The organism is Aerococcus sp. HMSC10H05 (assembly GCF_001806975.1).
Taxonomy (GTDB): domain Bacteria; phylum Bacillota; class Bacilli; order Lactobacillales; family Aerococcaceae; genus Aerococcus; species Aerococcus viridans_B.
Genome location: NZ_KV786969.1, coordinates 19,552 through 36,611 on the forward strand (window position 1 = coordinate 19,552; position 17,060 = coordinate 36,611).

The 17,060-nt window shown below is 35.9% G+C and carries 12 protein-coding genes and 1 pseudogene; 5 read left to right on the forward strand and 8 right to left on the reverse strand.

Features of this window, described 5'->3' with window-relative positions; all coding sequences use genetic code 11:
• Positions 1-121: 121 nt before the first annotated feature.
• From HMPREF3116_RS03380 to HMPREF3116_RS03395, 4 genes and pseudogenes are all read right to left on the reverse strand, one after another.
• Positions 122-2,284 (reverse strand): annotated as a pseudogene (locus HMPREF3116_RS03380) (RNA degradosome polyphosphate kinase); the annotation flags it as partial.
• Between the two features lie 36 nt (positions 2,285-2,320).
• Positions 2,321-3,874 (reverse strand): Ppx/GppA family phosphatase, encoded by a 1,554-nt coding sequence (locus HMPREF3116_RS03385; RefSeq protein WP_070467793.1) that lies wholly within the window; start codon positions 3,872-3,874, stop codon positions 2,321-2,323.
• Between the two features lie 205 nt (positions 3,875-4,079).
• The gene (locus tag HMPREF3116_RS03390) at positions 4,080-4,973 is read right to left on the reverse strand and encodes an SDR family oxidoreductase (protein ID WP_070467794.1); all 894 of its coding nucleotides are present in this window, start codon (positions 4,971-4,973) and stop codon (positions 4,080-4,082) included.
• Positions 4,974-5,010: 37 nt separating this feature from the next.
• Positions 5,011-5,889, reverse strand: a complete 879-nt coding sequence (locus HMPREF3116_RS03395) for a Cof-type HAD-IIB family hydrolase (RefSeq protein ID WP_070467795.1) — start codon at positions 5,887-5,889, stop codon at positions 5,011-5,013.
• A 167-nt stretch (positions 5,890-6,056) separates the two neighbouring features.
• Between HMPREF3116_RS03395 and HMPREF3116_RS03400 the strand changes: the two genes are divergently transcribed.
• Positions 6,057-6,737: a uracil-DNA glycosylase gene (locus tag HMPREF3116_RS03400; protein WP_070467796.1), complete on the forward strand. Its 681-nt coding sequence runs from the start codon at positions 6,057-6,059 to the stop codon at positions 6,735-6,737.
• A 3-nt stretch (positions 6,738-6,740) separates the two neighbouring features.
• Here the strand turns inward: HMPREF3116_RS03400 and HMPREF3116_RS03405 are convergent, their stop codons facing one another.
• Positions 6,741-7,202, reverse strand: coding sequence for a BlaI/MecI/CopY family transcriptional regulator (locus HMPREF3116_RS03405; RefSeq protein WP_070467797.1), 462 nt, complete (start codon positions 7,200-7,202; stop codon positions 6,741-6,743).
• A 390-nt stretch (positions 7,203-7,592) separates the two neighbouring features.
• On the opposite strand from HMPREF3116_RS03405, the gene nrdI reads away from it, so the two are divergent.
• From nrdI to nrdF, 3 genes are read left to right on the forward strand one after another with little or no spacing between them, the layout of a single operon-like run.
• Complete coding sequence (gene nrdI, locus HMPREF3116_RS03410) at positions 7,593-7,964, forward strand: class Ib ribonucleoside-diphosphate reductase assembly flavoprotein NrdI (protein WP_070467798.1); 372 nt, start codon at positions 7,593-7,595, stop codon at positions 7,962-7,964.
• On the forward strand, positions 7,945-10,128 hold the full coding sequence (gene nrdE, locus HMPREF3116_RS03415) for a class 1b ribonucleoside-diphosphate reductase subunit alpha (RefSeq protein WP_070467799.1): 2,184 nt from the start codon (positions 7,945-7,947) through the stop codon (positions 10,126-10,128). Before nrdI ends, nrdE begins: the two co-directional genes overlap by 20 nt.
• A gap of 32 nt (positions 10,129-10,160) precedes the next feature.
• On the forward strand, positions 10,161-11,132 hold the full coding sequence (gene nrdF / locus HMPREF3116_RS03420; RefSeq protein WP_070467800.1) for a class 1b ribonucleoside-diphosphate reductase subunit beta: 972 nt from the start codon (positions 10,161-10,163) through the stop codon (positions 11,130-11,132).
• 62 nt (positions 11,133-11,194) lie between these two features.
• Here the strand turns inward: nrdF and HMPREF3116_RS03425 are convergent, their stop codons facing one another.
• The 3 genes from HMPREF3116_RS03425 to recU form a co-directional block, all read right to left on the reverse strand.
• Complete coding sequence (locus tag HMPREF3116_RS03425) at positions 11,195-12,142, reverse strand: alpha/beta fold hydrolase (protein WP_070467801.1); 948 nt, start codon at positions 12,140-12,142, stop codon at positions 11,195-11,197.
• A gap of 266 nt (positions 12,143-12,408) precedes the next feature.
• The gene (locus HMPREF3116_RS03430; protein ID WP_070467802.1) at positions 12,409-14,844 is read right to left on the reverse strand and encodes a transglycosylase domain-containing protein; all 2,436 of its coding nucleotides are present in this window, start codon (positions 14,842-14,844) and stop codon (positions 12,409-12,411) included.
• 30 nt (positions 14,845-14,874) lie between these two features.
• Positions 14,875-15,483 (reverse strand): Holliday junction resolvase RecU, encoded by a 609-nt coding sequence (gene recU / locus HMPREF3116_RS03435; RefSeq protein ID WP_083272745.1) that lies wholly within the window; start codon positions 15,481-15,483, stop codon positions 14,875-14,877.
• A gap of 258 nt (positions 15,484-15,741) precedes the next feature.
• Here recU and tig point away from each other — a divergent pair, with 258 nt between their 5' ends.
• Positions 15,742-17,022: a trigger factor gene (gene tig / locus HMPREF3116_RS03440; protein WP_070467804.1), complete on the forward strand. Its 1,281-nt coding sequence runs from the start codon at positions 15,742-15,744 to the stop codon at positions 17,020-17,022.
• The last annotated feature ends 38 nt before the right edge of the window (positions 17,023-17,060 follow it).

A 17,060-nucleotide genomic window follows, 5' to 3' on the forward strand; every position in this document is an offset into this window, starting at 1 on the left:
TCCGTAAGATTCATGGCGAAAAACGCCTAACCATACTCATGGTACATGATTAGCACCCTTGAATCAAATACATTTGAACCAAAGGTACTATTTTTATTTTAGATAACGAATAAATATCTCACTATTTTTTATTTAAACGGTTTTGTAAGCGTTCAAACCAAGTCATTTTACTCTGAGGAGCCGATGTTCTAGCTTGATCACTCTCGTTTTGAGCCTTTTTCATGAAGATTCGTTGGGAATCCACTGGCGCTAAATCGTTTTGCACATACTGATATGTACAATCAGGCAATTTGAATCGAGCCTTGGTATTATCCTCAAGATAGACTTTAAGAATTTCCATAATCTCGTTATGTATTTTTTTATCTAAAATTGGGAATTCGATTTCCACTCGGCGTATCATGTTTCGAGTCATCATATCCGCTGATGATAAAAATAATTTTTCATCACCATTATTATTAAACCAGTAAATTCGGCTGTGCTCTAAGAAACGACCAATAACGGAAAGAACAGTAATGTTGTCTGATACCCCTGGAATTCCAGGTACTAAACAGCAAATTCCACGAATAATTAAATCAACCTTTACACCAGCTTGACTTGCTTCATATAATTTTTTAATGACATCTTTTGAAGTGAGCGAATTCATTTTAGCGATAATATGACCATTACCATAAGCCTTATGCATTTGAATTTCATCTTCAATATCTTCAATGTAGTTATCACGGATTGCGAAAGGTGATACGTGTAGGTAGTGGTAGTCAGGTTGGTTAGAGTAGCCACTTAAGTAGTTGAAGAAATCTGTTGCGTCTTCTGCAATCCCTTCATTGGTTGTGATGATCCCCATATCAGTATAGAAGCGAGCCGTTTTATCATTATAGTTACCTGTTCCAAGGTGGACATAACGGTAAACGCGACCGTTCTTTTGTTTAACCACCATGGCAATTTTCGAATGGGTTTTTAAATGCGTTTTACCATAAATTACATGACAACCAGCTTCTTCTAATACTTTTGCCCATTGGACGTTATTTTCTTCATCGAAACGTGCTTTTAATTCTACTAACACGGTAACTTGCTTTCCTCGTTCTGCAGCTGTTTTCAAGGCAGAAATAATAGGCGAATTAGATGATACCCGGTATAATGTCTGCTTGATTGCTAAGGTATGTGGATCGTTAGCCGCATCTTGGATAAATTCAACTACAGGCTTAAATGAATCATAAGGGTGGTGCACAAAAATATCGCGTTTTTCAGCTAATTTGAATAAGCTAGAGGTTTGTAACTCACTAGGGTAAACAGGTTTAAACGGTTCATAACGTAAATTAGGGAAATAATTCTCTAAAATATCAATGGCATCACCAAGACCAGTTAGATCAAGTGGCCCATTCACGAAGTATAGGTCACGTTCTAGTAAGCCCAATTCTTCCAATAGGTATTCGATGTCTGCTTGGACATAGTCTTGATCATGGTCATCATCTTGTTGAATTTCAATACGAACGGCCATACCATTACGTCGTTGTACTAAATAGTCTTCAATAACTGTTAATAAATCTTCCGCACCATCTTCTTGAATGTCCAAATCGGCATTACGAGTTATACGGAACAAGAAACTGGATTCAATAGTGTAGCCAGTAAATAAGGTTTCAATAAAGTTTGAAACGATATCTTCTAAATTAATGAGATAGTGTTTACCATCTTCTTCATAATGGTAGTAGCGGTTTACCAATTGCGGAATTGGCACAATGGCTACTTGCTGTTCACCTTCGCGACTTAAATTCACAAATATATGAATTAATTTGTTATTCAAGCTTGGAAAAGGGCGATAAGCATCGATACCAAGTGGGGTAAGCGTTGGGTATATCTCGTTAAAAAAGAATTTTTTCATTTTTTCTTGACGATGCATTGGCGCTTCATTGAAGGGAATAAAGTGAATATGATGTTTTGCCACTTCTTTTTTCAAATCTTGGTACAAGGCATATTGATACTCATTGTTTTCATGATTCTTTTCAGCTATTGCAATTAACTGCTGTTCAGGCGTCCATTGCTTTTTACTATCTAATTCATTCACATTTAAATGGTACTGGTCTTGTAATCCAGCGACACGAACCATCATAAATTCATCTAAATTTGAGGTTCCAATACTTAGAAAATTTAAACGTTCTAGTAAGGGATTTCTCTCATCGGCAGCTTCTTGTAATACCCGATGGTTAAAACTTAACCAAGATACTTCTCGATTTTCATAGTAATCAGGGTTATCAAGATTGTATTTGATTTGTTCAGTCATTTTCGTATTCTCCTTCTTATTAAACTATGGAGAGTTTAGTAACTGTTAAATAATGGCCCGATATGAATTTGCATGTATAAATTCTAAGGTTATATCTTTACCGATAGCCCGTTCGATGTGTTTCTTTTGATCTTCAGAACGATAAACTTCGGATAATAATTCTCCTTGGTAGAATACACGTAGAATTAAGTGTTTGCCTTTCATTACGGTATCCATACTTTTTACAATATTATTATGAGAATCATTTAGACATTCAGCAAACTTGATCAGTCCTCCAATATTTTGAAGGTTTTCCATTTGTTTATCGTCTAGCATTTCTCCATAGCTAGTTAAATATTGGTCAAATAAAGTTTTATTTTTATATGAAGCTAAAATGGACAGTGCTAATCTTTCAGGGTGAGAGAATCCATTTAAATTAGAATTGGAAAGTAGGTAAAATGTATGTTGAGAAGCATTTCCTGGTTCGATCATTTCGCCAAGATTATACAAATATGCACCGTAGTTCATTAATTCTAATTCATGGTCACTCCAATTAAGATAGCCATCCTCACTTAAAGCAGTATATAGCTGGCGTGCAATTACCATACGTTGTGCAGAATCGGACATTGAAAATTGATAAATACTAGATAAGCGCTCGACACTTTGTTGAGCGACGTGGTGAATATCAAATGCTGCACGATATTTCTCTTCTAGATATTCGTAAACAATCCCTTCACGTAAACCTTGCTGTGAAAATTTAAATATGGAGGCGTTCACTGTATCAATGAGTTCTTGGAAAACAATTGTTGCTGGTATGATAATGTCTGCTCGATTAGAAGATAAGCCTTCTAATTTGAGCATTTCTTTCATTGATGAATCGACAAAGGTATCAAAGACCTGATCAATTTGATTAGGCTTCATTGTATATTCATGTAATCCAGCCATCCCATAATTTGATTGCATCTGATGGACACGCGCAACATTACGTGCAGAACCACCAATAGCAAAGATAGGTAAATCTATATTTTCAAAAAAGGGCTGCTCAGAAAAAGCTTGGCGAACAAATTTACGAGTTTCTTTAATACTTTTCGCATCATTAAAGTCTTTTCCGCTAAAGAATTTTTCTTGTAAAGATACCGCACCAAATGGGAAAGAATAGGCTTGAACCAACTCTTTATCTTTAAAAAGTGTTATTTCTGTTGAACCTCCGCCAATATCAATGGTGACCCCATCTCTATCACTCATTGAATGAATAACTGCAGAAAATCCATAATAGGCTTCCATTTCTTCCGGTACTAATTCAATTGTAACGCCAGTTTTTTTCTTCACTTGATGGATGATGTCATCTCTATTCGCAGATTGTCTAATGGCTGCAGTAGCTTTAGGTAAGATACGGTCAACTTTAAGAATGGCAGCTTCTTTTGCAAATGCGCCAATAATTCTAGCTAAGGTATCAATACCTTCTTGTGACATCTCATTATTATCGTTTATATATTGAAAAATCCGTGCGGGAATTTTAATATTTTGAATCTCTCGCATGGCTAAATTATCTTCGACTTGAAAGACAACAAGGCGAATAGAGTTTGAACCTATATCAATCAAACCAATTCGTTCTTTCATAATTATTGTGTCCTTTCGTTTCTCTTGGGTTACAGTAACAACTAAATTTAAATTTATCTTAAGTTTAGTATAACGTAATTTTTATAAATCTGAAATAATATATCTTGAATACTAGAGTGCTATTTTGACAATATATGCCTATATTCATTTTGAAAAAAAACGAGCAAGGCCATGGGCTTTACTCGCTTATTCTTTGGAAAACTTTTTATAAATGTACAGCTTTGCCACCCGTAGCGCCAAATACTTGAGAAGTAACATAAGATGCAGCATCGGAGGCTAGAAATACATATAAACTGGCCATTTCAATAGGTTGACCGGGACGTCCCAATAGGGTGTTTTGACCAAAATCACTTAAGTCATTATTTGGACGGCCACCATCCAATTGTAGAGGTGTCCAAACGGGACCAGGAGCGACGCCGTTTACTCGTATGCCTTTAGGTGCAAAGTATTTACTTAAGGAAACAGTTAAATTATTAATCGCACCATTTGAAGCAGCATAATCTAGGAAGAAAGGACTTGGATCAAAACCTTGTACAGACGAAGTGGTGATGATTGAAGCTCCTGCTACTAAATCTTGTTCAGCTTCGCGGACGATTTCATAAATTGAAAATAGCTTGACATCAAAAGTCTCTTTTACCCGATCAATCGTTAGATCTTGTAGTTGCTGTATAGCTACTTGTTCACCCGAATTTAAGACGAGAATATCCACTGTGCCAAGAAAATCATGTGCTTTTCGATAAGCTTGACTCGCTTGGCCACTCTCTCTGAAATCAGCAGGAATTGCAGAAAATTGGCCTGGCTCTTTTTGTAAAATCCCCAGGGTATCTTCAACATCTTTTTCTTCACCAGGCAAGTATTGAATAACAACATTTGCACCTTCTCTGGCATAAGCAATTGCAACAGCTCGACCAATACCAGAATCACCTCCGGTAATAAAAGCATTTCTATCTTTTAACCGATCGTTACCTTGATATTCATTTTCACCAGTAATGGATTGTGGATCCATTACTTGTTCTAACTGAGGATGTTGATGGGCTTGTTCAGGAAACGCTTGATGATAGTAAACAGTACGAGGATCAGTTAAATGTTTTTCGTTCATTAGCTACCTCCGATAAAGACTTTATTATAGTTGTTCATTATTGACTATCAGCTAATTTTAAAGCATGATAAATCGCATTCGCAACACCGCCATCATAGTTACTAGTTGTTTCATATTTTGCATGTTTTTTTACTTCAGCTTCTGCATTGGCCATGGCATATGAATAGCCTGCAGCTTTTAACATTGAGACATCATTAAAGTTGTCACCCACTGCGACTACGTTATCAATGTGATAACCATGATCTTGACAGTATTTTTCAATGGCTTTTCCTTTAGTACCGTCCGCATGATTAATTTCAATATTATATTTGAATGATGATGTGATATGAGTATCAGGATATAGCGCACCAATTTCTTCTGCTAGTGGTTTGATCGTGTTGTCTGGGTCAGCATCTACAAAGGTAATTTTAATGATGGCTTGACCTTCCTCAGTTACTAACGTCCGTAAATCATCACGATATTCAATTGTGGTAACCTCATTTGACTGTGTTGCACGTGTTCTTGCTTCTTCTAAAGACATTTGGGGATTCATACCATGAATAAGTTCTGTAATCGCTAATATACGTTGTTCACGCGAAGAAGAATATACATTTTTACTGGTCATTGCTTCCATATAATATCCAGCTTCATACCCCTTATCTAGAATATCGAGAGCAGTTTGATCTTCAATATCTACTTCATTCTCTACCTTACCATTACGGTCAAAAAGGATCGAACCGTTTAAACCAACGATAGGACAACGAATACCTGCTTCGTCTAATTTTACTTTAGCCTCTGTAAAATTACGACCAGTACATACAACAAAAGGAATCCCCTTATTATATGTATGCATTATTGCATCAATATTCTCTTGTGGAATATCCATGTGTTCATCTAATAGCGTGCCATCCATGTCCGAAACTATCAATTCAATCATTTATAAGCTCCTATCTCAATTAAGTTAACTTTAGTTTAACATGGTCAATTTAAATTCACTAGTCAAACGGTATGTTCGTTGGTTAGGATTAAACTAAGTCAAACACATTCATTATGCTGGGAAGTGCTATAATATAAGCTATATAAAAGAGAAGGGTAGTAGATGTTATGACAAGTTTTGGTAAACTGCCAAGTGATTGGGCAAGAGAGTTAGCACCAGTACTCACATCTGAAACGTTTAGAACGTTTGAAAAATTTATTGCAGCAGAGTATAAAAAAGGGCCGGTTTATCCGGACCCAATGAACATCTATGCAGCTTTTGAACACACACCTTTTAATCAGGTAAAGGTAGTCATTTTAGGACAGGATCCTTACCATCAACCCGGTCAAGCTCAAGGTCTAAGTTTTTCAGTGGCAAAAGGGGTAAAAATCCCTCCATCGCTTCGCAATATTTATAAAGAACTGGAAGCAGATTTAGCTATTTCCCAGGTAGATCATGGCGATTTGAGAGAGTGGGCTGATCAAGGCGTTTTATTATTAAATGCTGTATTAACGGTTCCAGATAGTCAGGCAAACGCCCATAAAAGTAAAGGCTGGGAGCTGTTGACCGATGCAGCAATAGAGGCGTTAAATGATGCCCCAAAACCAATAGTTTTTATTTTATGGGGAAATTCAGCAAAAGCAAAAGCGCGTTTAATTGATACAAATAAGCATTATATTCTAAGTTCAGTCCATCCCAGCCCTTTATCTGCTTCACGTGGATTCTTTGGAACCAAGCCATTTTCCAAGGCGAATGCGTTACTCGTTCAGTCTGGCCGTACGCCAATTAATTGGCAATTATCTGAATAAACATTAATGTGTGTCTGGATGATGTATACATTGTCCAGGAGTACAATGACAAGTTACATGGTCAACGTAGGTTGCTTGGTCTAAAGCAGTTAGGATATTATCTTTCATCCTATCGTCTAAAATGGATGCTTGAATCAGTGCAGAGATGACTTTATCGGCATCTGTATTGCACCATCCATTCAATAATGTCTTGGCTTGATGTTGTAATGCCGTATCTTCATCTATGGCTGGTCGATAAATAAACGATTTACCATTTTTAACAGTCTCTAGCCAGCCTTTTTTACTTAGACGACCAATAAGGGTTTTTATAGTGGCCGGTTTCCAGCCTTTTTTATCTGCTAAGGAAGCAATAATAGTGCGGGAGTTGGTTTCTTTTTGAGCCCACACCACACGCATAATTTCCCATTCTGAAGCAGACACATCTTGAAAATCATGACTTTTAGGATTTGTTTTTGCTGTTACCATTATTTACTCCTTTCGATATGTGCCTTAACAGTTAAAGATTACGTTTGTAAATGATAAAAATCAAGTCATAGTCATTATGTTTAGGGATAAAACATTTTTTGTATAATTTAAGACATAAACTCAAAAGAAATTTACAGACAAAAGATTTAGTTGGTGGCAGATTTGCCGATAAAAATATTTTTACCAGGGAGAAGAACTAGCTTAAATGGTGGCTTATTCTAGTGATTGTATTTTATAATGACTCTTGGCTTAGTTGAGAATAAATGTTTGCAGAAAACAAACTGTGGTTTAATATAGTTGAAATCTAACAAAAAACCATATATAGTTGTATATAATAGAAATGCACCACTACATGTAGTGGTGTCATTCTTTGATTAGGAGGAATGTGATGTGAAGATTGTGTATATGTCCTTAACAGGGCAGACACAAAAGTTTGTAAATAAACTTGAAATGGATAGCCTTAGAATTACAATGGATAATGCTTTTCAAGAAATAAGCGAACCCTATATCGTGATTGCTCCAACTTATGATATTGAAGTAACCGAAATATTGAATGATTTTATTGAAACTGGTCAAAATCTATCGTATTTAAGAGGCGTTTGTGGTTCAGGGAATTTAAATTTCAATGAACTTTATTGTTTCACTGCAAAAGATTTAGCAAAAGCGTATAATGTACCTTTGCTATTGACTTTTGAATTTCAGGGAAATATGAACGACGTAACAATTTTGAAAGAAAAGGTGAATGAAATTGGACCAACCTAAAGCAGTAGTACAAGATAAAGAAATTACATATTTCAAGTTAAATAATGAAGTTAACCGTCCACTTGATGGGAAAATTCAAATTGAAAAAGATCAAGAAGCGGTTCGTGCTTACTTTTTAGAGCATGTAAATCCAAATACAGTGTTCTTCTATACTTTAGATGAAAAAATTGACTATTTAATCGAAAATGACTATTTAGAAGAAGACTTTTTAAACTTATATAATCGTGATTTTGTTAAACGTTTGATGCAAGAGACGTATGACTTTAAATTCCGTTTTAAATCATTTATGAGTGCTTATAAGTTTTATACACAATATGCACTTAAAACTAACGATGGTAAACGTTACCTAGAACGCTACGAAGACCGTATTGTATTTACTGCCTTATACTTAGCAAACGGTGACGAGCAAGTTGCGAGTGATTTACGTGATGAAATGATTAATCAGCGTTACCAACCTGCAACGCCTACTTTCCTTAATGCAGGTCGTAAACGTCGTGGTGAGTTAGTTTCATGTTTCTTAATTCAAGCAACAGATGATATGAACTCAATCGGTCGTACAATCAACTCAGCGCTTCAACTATCTCGTCTAGGAGGTGGAGTAGGGGTTAACTTAACGAATATTCGTGCTGCCGGTGATCCGATTAAGAAAATTGAAAATGCATCTTCAGGAATTATTCCAGTAATGAAATTATTAGAAGACTCATTCTCATACTCTAATCAACTAGGCCAACGTAACGGTGCGGGTGCTGTATACTTGAGCGTATTCCACCCGGATGTGGTATCTTTCTTATCTGCTAAAAAAGAAAATGCAGACGAAAAAATTCGTGTGAAAACTTTATCATTAGGACTAGTTGTACCTGATAAGTTCTATGAGTTAGCAGAAAAAGATGAAATGATGTACTTATTTAGTCCATATGATGTTGAGCGCATTTACGGCAAACCATACGCTTATGTTAATATCACTGAAGAGTACGACAACTTAGTAAACAATCCTGAAATCAGAAAATCTAAAATCCGTGCGCGTGATTTAGAAGATGATATCTCTAAATTACAACAAGAATCTGGTTATCCGTATATCATCAACATCGATACTGTAAATGATCAAAATCCGATTGATGGAACGATTGTGATGAGTAACTTGTGTTCTGAAATCTTACAAGTTCAACGACCTTCAATCATCAATAATGACCAAACGTTTGAAGAATTAGGAACAGATATTTCTTGTAACTTAGGATCAACAAATATTAATAACTTAATGCATTCACCAGACTTTGGTAAGTCTGTTGAAACCATGGTACGTGGGTTAACTTACGTTACTGATGCATCATCGATTGATGTAGTGCCTTCTATTAAGAAAGGGAATGACTTAGCACATACAATTGGATTAGGTGCTATGGGACTACATACTTACTTTGCTTTAAATGAAATGTACTATGGTTCTCCAGAATCAGTAGAATTTACAGATAAGTATTTCTTATTATTGAACTACTATACTTTAGTTGCTTCAAATAAAATTGCTAAAGAACGAGGTGTAAGTTTTGATAACTTTGAAAACTCAACTTATGCAACGGGTGAATATTTTGACAAATATATTAATGAAGCGACAACTTTTGAATTTGAAAAGGTAGCTGCATTGTTTGAAGGTATTCATATCCCAACACAAGAAGATTGGAAAGCATTGCGTGCAGCAGTACAAGAACATGGTTTATACCATCAAAACCGATTAGCAGTTGCACCGACAGGTTCAATTTCTTATGTAAATGAAACGAGTTCAAGTCTACATCCAATTATTCAGTTAATTGAAGAACGTCAAGAGAAGAAAACTGGTAAAACATACTACCCAGCACCATTCTTAAACAATAAAACATTACCTTATTACCAATCTGCTTATGATATCGATAACCGTAAAATTATTGATATCTACGCAGCTGCTCAACAACATATTGATCAAGGTATGAGCTTAACCTTATTCATGCGTTCAGATATTCCAGCAGGTCTATATCCATGGAAAGAAGGCCGTACAAGCAAGATGACAACGCGTGATTTAAATATTTTACGTCGTTATGCATGGAAACGTGGCATTAAATCTATTTACTATGTACGTACGTTTACAGATAATAACGAAGAAGTTGGGGCTAACTACTGTGAAAGCTGTACTATTTAATCCGTAGAAATTGTAGTAAGGAAGGAACATACATGACGAATTTTAATGAAAATCCTTATATCGCTATTAACTGGAATGATATTGAGGATATGATTGACAAGTTAACATGGGAAAAGTTAACAGAACAATTCTGGTTAGATACACGTATTCCATTATCAAATGACTTAGATACATGGCGTACACTATCAAGTGAAGAACAAGATATGATTGGAAAAGTATTTGGTGGGTTAACCTTGCTAGATACTTTACAATCTGAAGATGGCATACAATCATTGAAGGCATCAATCCGTACTCAACATGAAGAAGCGGTATATAATAACATCCAATTTATGGAAAGTGTCCATGCCAAATCCTATTCATCAATTTTCTCAACATTGAACACACCTAAAGAAATTGACAAAATCTTTGCTTGGACACGTGAAAATGAATTTATTCAATATAAAGCTAACCGTATTAATGATATTTATCAAAACGGTAATGACTTGCAAAGAAAAGTAGCCTCTGTCTTCCTAGAGTCGTTCTTGTTCTATTCAGGATTCTACGCACCTTTATGGTATTTAGGTAATGGTAAATTACCTAACGTTGCTGAAATCATTAAATTGATTCTGCGTGATGAAAGTGTCCATGGTACGTATATTGGTTATAAATTCCAAATTAAATTCAACCAATTATCAAAAGAGGAACAAGAAGAAATGCAAAACTGGGCATTTAGCTTACTATACGAATTATATGAAAATGAAGCGAAATTCAGTGAATATATTTACGATGATTTAGGTTGGACAGAAGATGTGAAAATCTTCTTACGTTATAATGCGAATAAATCCCTTCAAAATCTTGGTTTTGATCCGTTATTCCCTGATACAGCAGATGATGTAGACCCAATTGTAATGAATGGTATTTCTACGGGAACATCTAACCACGACTTCTTCTCGCAAGTAGGTAATGGTTATTTACTTGGACAGGTAGAAGCTATGTCAGATGAAGACTATCATAAGTGGACTTAATGAAAAACAGTAAAAAGCACGCTTGTCGAAAAATGACAGGCGTGCTTTTTAATAATGTGCGTTTATTTAGAAGATGTTTTAAGTTGTTTTTTAAACCAATTGTTAATCATCTGATATACAGGCTTTGTATTACCATACATTAAGCACTCATGACCTCTATCTTCAAACATCATGATGGTGGCATCTTCGAAACCAGCACGGATCAGTTCTTTGGCTAGTTTTTGGGTTTCTTTTCCGCCATTGATCAAAGGATCGTTACGACCAGCAATAATAGCAATTGGCAAGTCTTTACGGATATTTCGGGTCCATGAAGTTATTGTTGCTTTATGGGCAATTTTGACTAATTCTGCAAATCCATTATTAGTAAAAACAAAGCCGACTAGGGGCCAATCGCGTTCTTCACCATTATTAGGTGGATACCAATATTCTGGATACGAATTAGCAACGCTAGGATCATCGGAGAGACCGGTACCAAATAACTTTTGATGAATATAATAATTATAAGCGTCAGGATGAAGGATATTTAAGATTGGTGCCAAGGCAGCACCAGTTGCGAATAAAGGACTATTTGTATTAGTTCCGCTAAGGAGGACACCATCAATTTCTTGGCTATATTTTCCAAGATATAAACGAGTAATATAAGCACCCATAGAGTGACCGAGGATATAGTAAGGTAAATCTGGATAATGTTCTTTTGTTTTTTGAACTACACGATGTAGATCTTCAACCATAATATGCCCAGCATCTGTTGTACCAAAATAACCTAGGCGGTTGTGTTCCTTAGCTAGCCCGCCATGTCCAATGTGATCATGAGCAATGACTAGAAAATTTTGCGCTATAAATGACTCTGCTACTTTTTTATAACGGCCACCAAATTCTGACATCCCATGGACAATGTGGATAATGGCCTTTGGATATTCTGCTTCTTGCCATGCATAAACTGGGATGTAAGGGCGGTCTTTTGATGCAGATGGAATGGTTACGGTATCGTAGTAATCTAGTGCAAACATAATTTCCCCCTCTTTTTGTTTGATTATTTCTATTATAAAGGCTTCATTTAAAAAGCACAATAAATAGAAGGTGAGACAATAGTCGTTTAGAATTGACGTACTGAACCAAAAGGCGAACAATAATGAAATATTATTGGAGACATTTGGGAAGTATCGGACAATACTGACTTTTGGAACCCAATGATAAACGTTCTTATATAGTAAAGAGAGGCTGAGACATTTTTGGTCCCAGCCTCTACAATTTATTATTTAGAGATCATGATTAATTAGGCAGCTTCATCTTCACCTATAGTATCATCAGAACCTGCTGGACTTGATACTGATGAAGAAGCACTTGGTTGTTCTTCAGGTATAGATTCGGAAGTTGAAGAATCCACTTCACTTGAAGGGGCCTCCACTTCTGAACCATCACTCTCACTTGATTCAGATGTTTCAATATCAGAAGAACTTGATTCCTCCATCGATTCTTCAACTGATGATAATGCACTTGAACTTGACGATGAAGCAGGTGAATTTGAGCTGCTAGAAGATACACGACTAGAAGACGACGATGATTGAACAATCGCATTTCCAGATGCTAGCCAATTTTGATAATCCTTATAAAGGCTATCATTTGCTAAACCAGTTAACACCTGTGATGAAGGTGTCGCATTAGTTGGGAATTCATCTGGTATTGCATCTTTAACTAATTTCACTTCATGTACTGAATCAGGCTGTACCCAATCCGCATTTTCTGAAGTAGTGGATAGGTATCCCATAATAGCTTGGTATAGATAACTTACGATATATCGATCTGGTCCATCAATATAACCGACCTCATCGGTAGAGAATGGGTTATCATAACCAGTCCAAATTGATAGGGCATAATCAGTTGTATAACCTGACATCCAGGTATCCGGTACAGCACTTGAGTCAACACCGAGTTCAGCAGCTTGCTCTTCTGTATAGTTGGTGGTACCAGACTTACCTGCTTCAGCTAGACCAGCTGTATGGTAGTTAGTAGATAATCCGTATGCAGTATCCGTGAAGTTATCTTTGAGCATATCGGTTACCATATATGCAGTGGACTCATCCATTGCTTGATTGCTTGTTGAATCAATAGTAACTTCTTCACCATCTATCGTTGTGAAATAATCAACCGCACGTGGCTGGTTATATTCACCATAATTACCTAAAGTAGCAAAGGCAGCACTTAATTGTAATGGTGTAATCTCACCACCAATAGCATTTGATTCGTAAACACCATTTCCGTCATTTAACACAATGCCCATACTTTGTAGGAATTCATTTACTTGTTCAGTACCTACTTCTTGCAGTAGTTTTAAAGCTGGAATATTACGTGAACCAATTAAGGCTTGGCGAAGTGTAATAGTACCATGATATAAGTTATCCCAGTTGTTAATTTCATCACCACTTGAGAATTCGTGTTCCTCATCTTTAATAGAGGATTCAGTTGAATAATTCAGATACTCTATAGCCGTTGCATAATCAGCAAATGGTTTAATTGATGAGCCAACACTTCGTTCTAACTGAGTTGCGCGATTATATGATAGTTGCCCATCTTGATTACGGCCGCCATAAAGGGCGAGTATATGTCCTGTTTCAGTATCTACAAGTGAAGCCGCGGCTTGCATATTATCGTTTGTGAAGAAATAACCATCTTCATCCTCGATCGTATTGTAGATTTCAGTCATCGCATCCATATCTAGGTGTGTATAGATTTGTAAACCATCTGAATACATATCATACCCAGCTTCTTCCACTTCAGCAGCAACTTCTTGAATATAAGCATCTAGCATAATTGCCGTTTGTGTTTCAGCAGTAGATTCACTTTCGATATCTAATAGGCCTTCATCGATAGGCGTTGCAACAGCTTCGTCATATTCTTCTTGGGTAATTTTTTCATTATCTAGCATTTCAGAAAGTACAAGATTTCTTCTCTCTAAAGCAGCCTCAGGTTCAGAATATGGATCATAAGCATTTGGTGCCTGGGGCATTCCGGCTAGTAGGGCGGTTTGCGCTAAAGATAGTTCACTTAATGATTGACCATAATATACTTCAGCAGCAGTACCCATACCATAGACACCATTCGCCATATATACTTTATTAATATAAAACTCAAAAATTTCTTGTTTAGAATAGTCTTGTTCTACTTGAATTGCTAACCAAATTTCTTGCACTTTTCGTTTATAGGTCTGGTCCTCTTCATTCGTTGAAAAAGAGGTCAATTTAACCAATTGCTGGGTTAGGGTTGAACCACCTTGTGCTATCCCACCCGCCTTTAAGTTAGCTAAAAATGAACCTGCTATACGAATAGGATCAAAACCGTTGTGCTTCATAAAACGGCGGTCCTCAATAGATATTACTGCATCAAATGTTTGTTGTGAAATATCATTTTCGTCAACAATTATACGATCATTTTGACTTGTTTCATAAACGACATTACCTTCGTTATCATATACACTTGATGCAATCGTGCCATACAAATCTTCTTCAGAAATTGAAGGGCTATCAGAAATCCATAAAAAAGCAATAATGGAAAGGGCAACCCCTATAACTACACCTAGTCCAACAATCCCAATTAAAATCTTTTTCCAAAGGGCCATACCAGAACGGTTTGACGAGCTTCGCTTGCGTTGATTTTTCTTAGACGATTTTCTATTGTTTTGACTTCGTCGTCTTGAGTTTTGATCTTGACTCATGTTTATCACTCCTAGTAAGTTTGTTTAATTTTAATCACTCACTGCTATCATTTTATCCACTGCTGCTAAATAGTCAATTTGGGGTTGGTAGCCCATATCTACTGAAAAACCTTTAGTTTGAATTTTTTTCAAAGGGATTGCAGTGATATCGTTAGCTAAAAAATTTGTCCAATCTTCTAATAAAGCAGTAATGGGATATACATAGGCTTCATGAAGTTCTTTAAATAGAAATATGACAAAACAAACACCACCATGCTTGGCACAATTTGTCATGTGATCTATTTGATGCTGATGAATATTATGAAGAGGAAATTTAGTTTTAAGGTTAGTTTGTTTAGCCTCGAAATCAAGATACTTTCCTTTGTAAATACCATTGTAGTCTGTTGTGGAAGCAGATTTATAGTAAGCCTCTGTTATTTTTGCACGACTTCTTTTTGGGTAGTCAACTGACACAACTTGAACAGGTGTTGGCTTTTTGTGAATAACAGCTTTATCACGCAATAAATACCACTGGTTGGTCTGATTAATCATTTCTTCTAACTTCATACCACGTTTAGCAAAGCTTGACTTCCCTTTAGAAGCTGGGGATAGGGAATGTTTTGTCTGATTATGGTAGATTTTACCATTAGGATATCTCATGATGCCCTCCTTTAGATATGGTCATTATCTAAGAGACCATATTTATTCTATTCTATCCTATTTGTCCTTTGTACAATAGTTTTATCATGGATTTTAATATAAAAACAAGAAAAAACCTCAAGTTTATTATAACATTAAAGGCGATTTTGGCTCATTAACTAGACAACTCGTGAGTTTTAGTGTAGTATTTTATGATGTCAAGATTATGCATAAATACGTAATCGATTAGTAAATATAACTAGAGTTAGGGGAATTTAAATGTCAGTAAATTATGAACAAACATCAACAAATGAAGGTATTTTACACTTTACCGTAGCAAAAGAAGATGCAGAACAAGCTAAGAAACAAGCTTTTAACCGAATTAAAAAGGATGTATCTGTACCAGGTTTCCGTAAAGGAAAAGTAAACTATCAAATGTTTGTGAGAATGTTTGGTGAACAAACTTTACTTGAAGATGCTGTAAACATCGTTTTACCAGAAGCCTACACAAAAGCTGTTGAAGAATCAGGCTTGGATATTGTTACACAACCTCGCTTTGATATTAAATCTGCCGAACCAAATGCTGACTGGGAATTAATTGCATACGTGGCAACTAAACCAGAAGTTAAATTGGGTCAATATAAAAACCTAACTGTTTCTAAACAAGAAGTTGAAGTGACTGAAGAAGAAATCAATGATCGTTTATCTGCAGCGCAAGCTAATTTAAGTGAATTAGCATTAAAAGATGGGGCTGCTGAAAATGGCGATACAGTAGTTATCGACTATGAAGGTTTCCAAGATGGCGAAGTTTTCGCAGGTGGTAAAGGGGAAAACCATTCATTAGAATTAGGTTCTAACTCATTCATCCCTGGTTTTGAAGACCAACTAGTTGGTGTAAAAGAAGGCGATGAAGTAGAAGTAAACCTTACTTTCCCTGAAGAATATCATGCGGATGAATTAGCTGGTAAAGATGCTACTTTTAAAGTGAAAGTACATGAAGTAAAAACTAAAGAAGTGCCAGAATTAGATGATGAATTTGCTAAAGATGTTGATGAAGAAGTTGAAACTTTAGACGAATTAAAAGAAAAATACCGTAAAGAATTAACTGAGCAAAAAGAAGCAGCAGCTAAAGAAGCTCGTGAAGAAGAAGCTTTACGTTTAGCAGTAGAGAACGCTGAAATTACTGAATTACCACACGAAATGGTACATGAAGAAGTTCACCGTCAAATGGATCACTACTTAAACGAAATGCAACGTTCAGGTATCTCTAAAGAAATGTACTTCCAATTAACAGGTACAACTGAAGCTGACTTACATGCTCAATTCGAAGAAGATGCTGATACACGCGTAAAAACGAACTTAATTCTTGAGCAAATCGTTGAAGATGAAAACATTACTGCAAAAGTTGAAGATGTAGAAAAAGAAATTGCTACATTAGCTGAAACTTACAACATGACTGTTGAAGAAGTTAAAAATGTCGTAACAGAAGACATGTTAAAAAATGATATTGCATTGAAGAAAGCAATGGCTTTAATCACTGACACTGTAGAAGAAGCATAATTTAAGATGGTTCTGTGTCAAATAGTGTTGGTGACCAA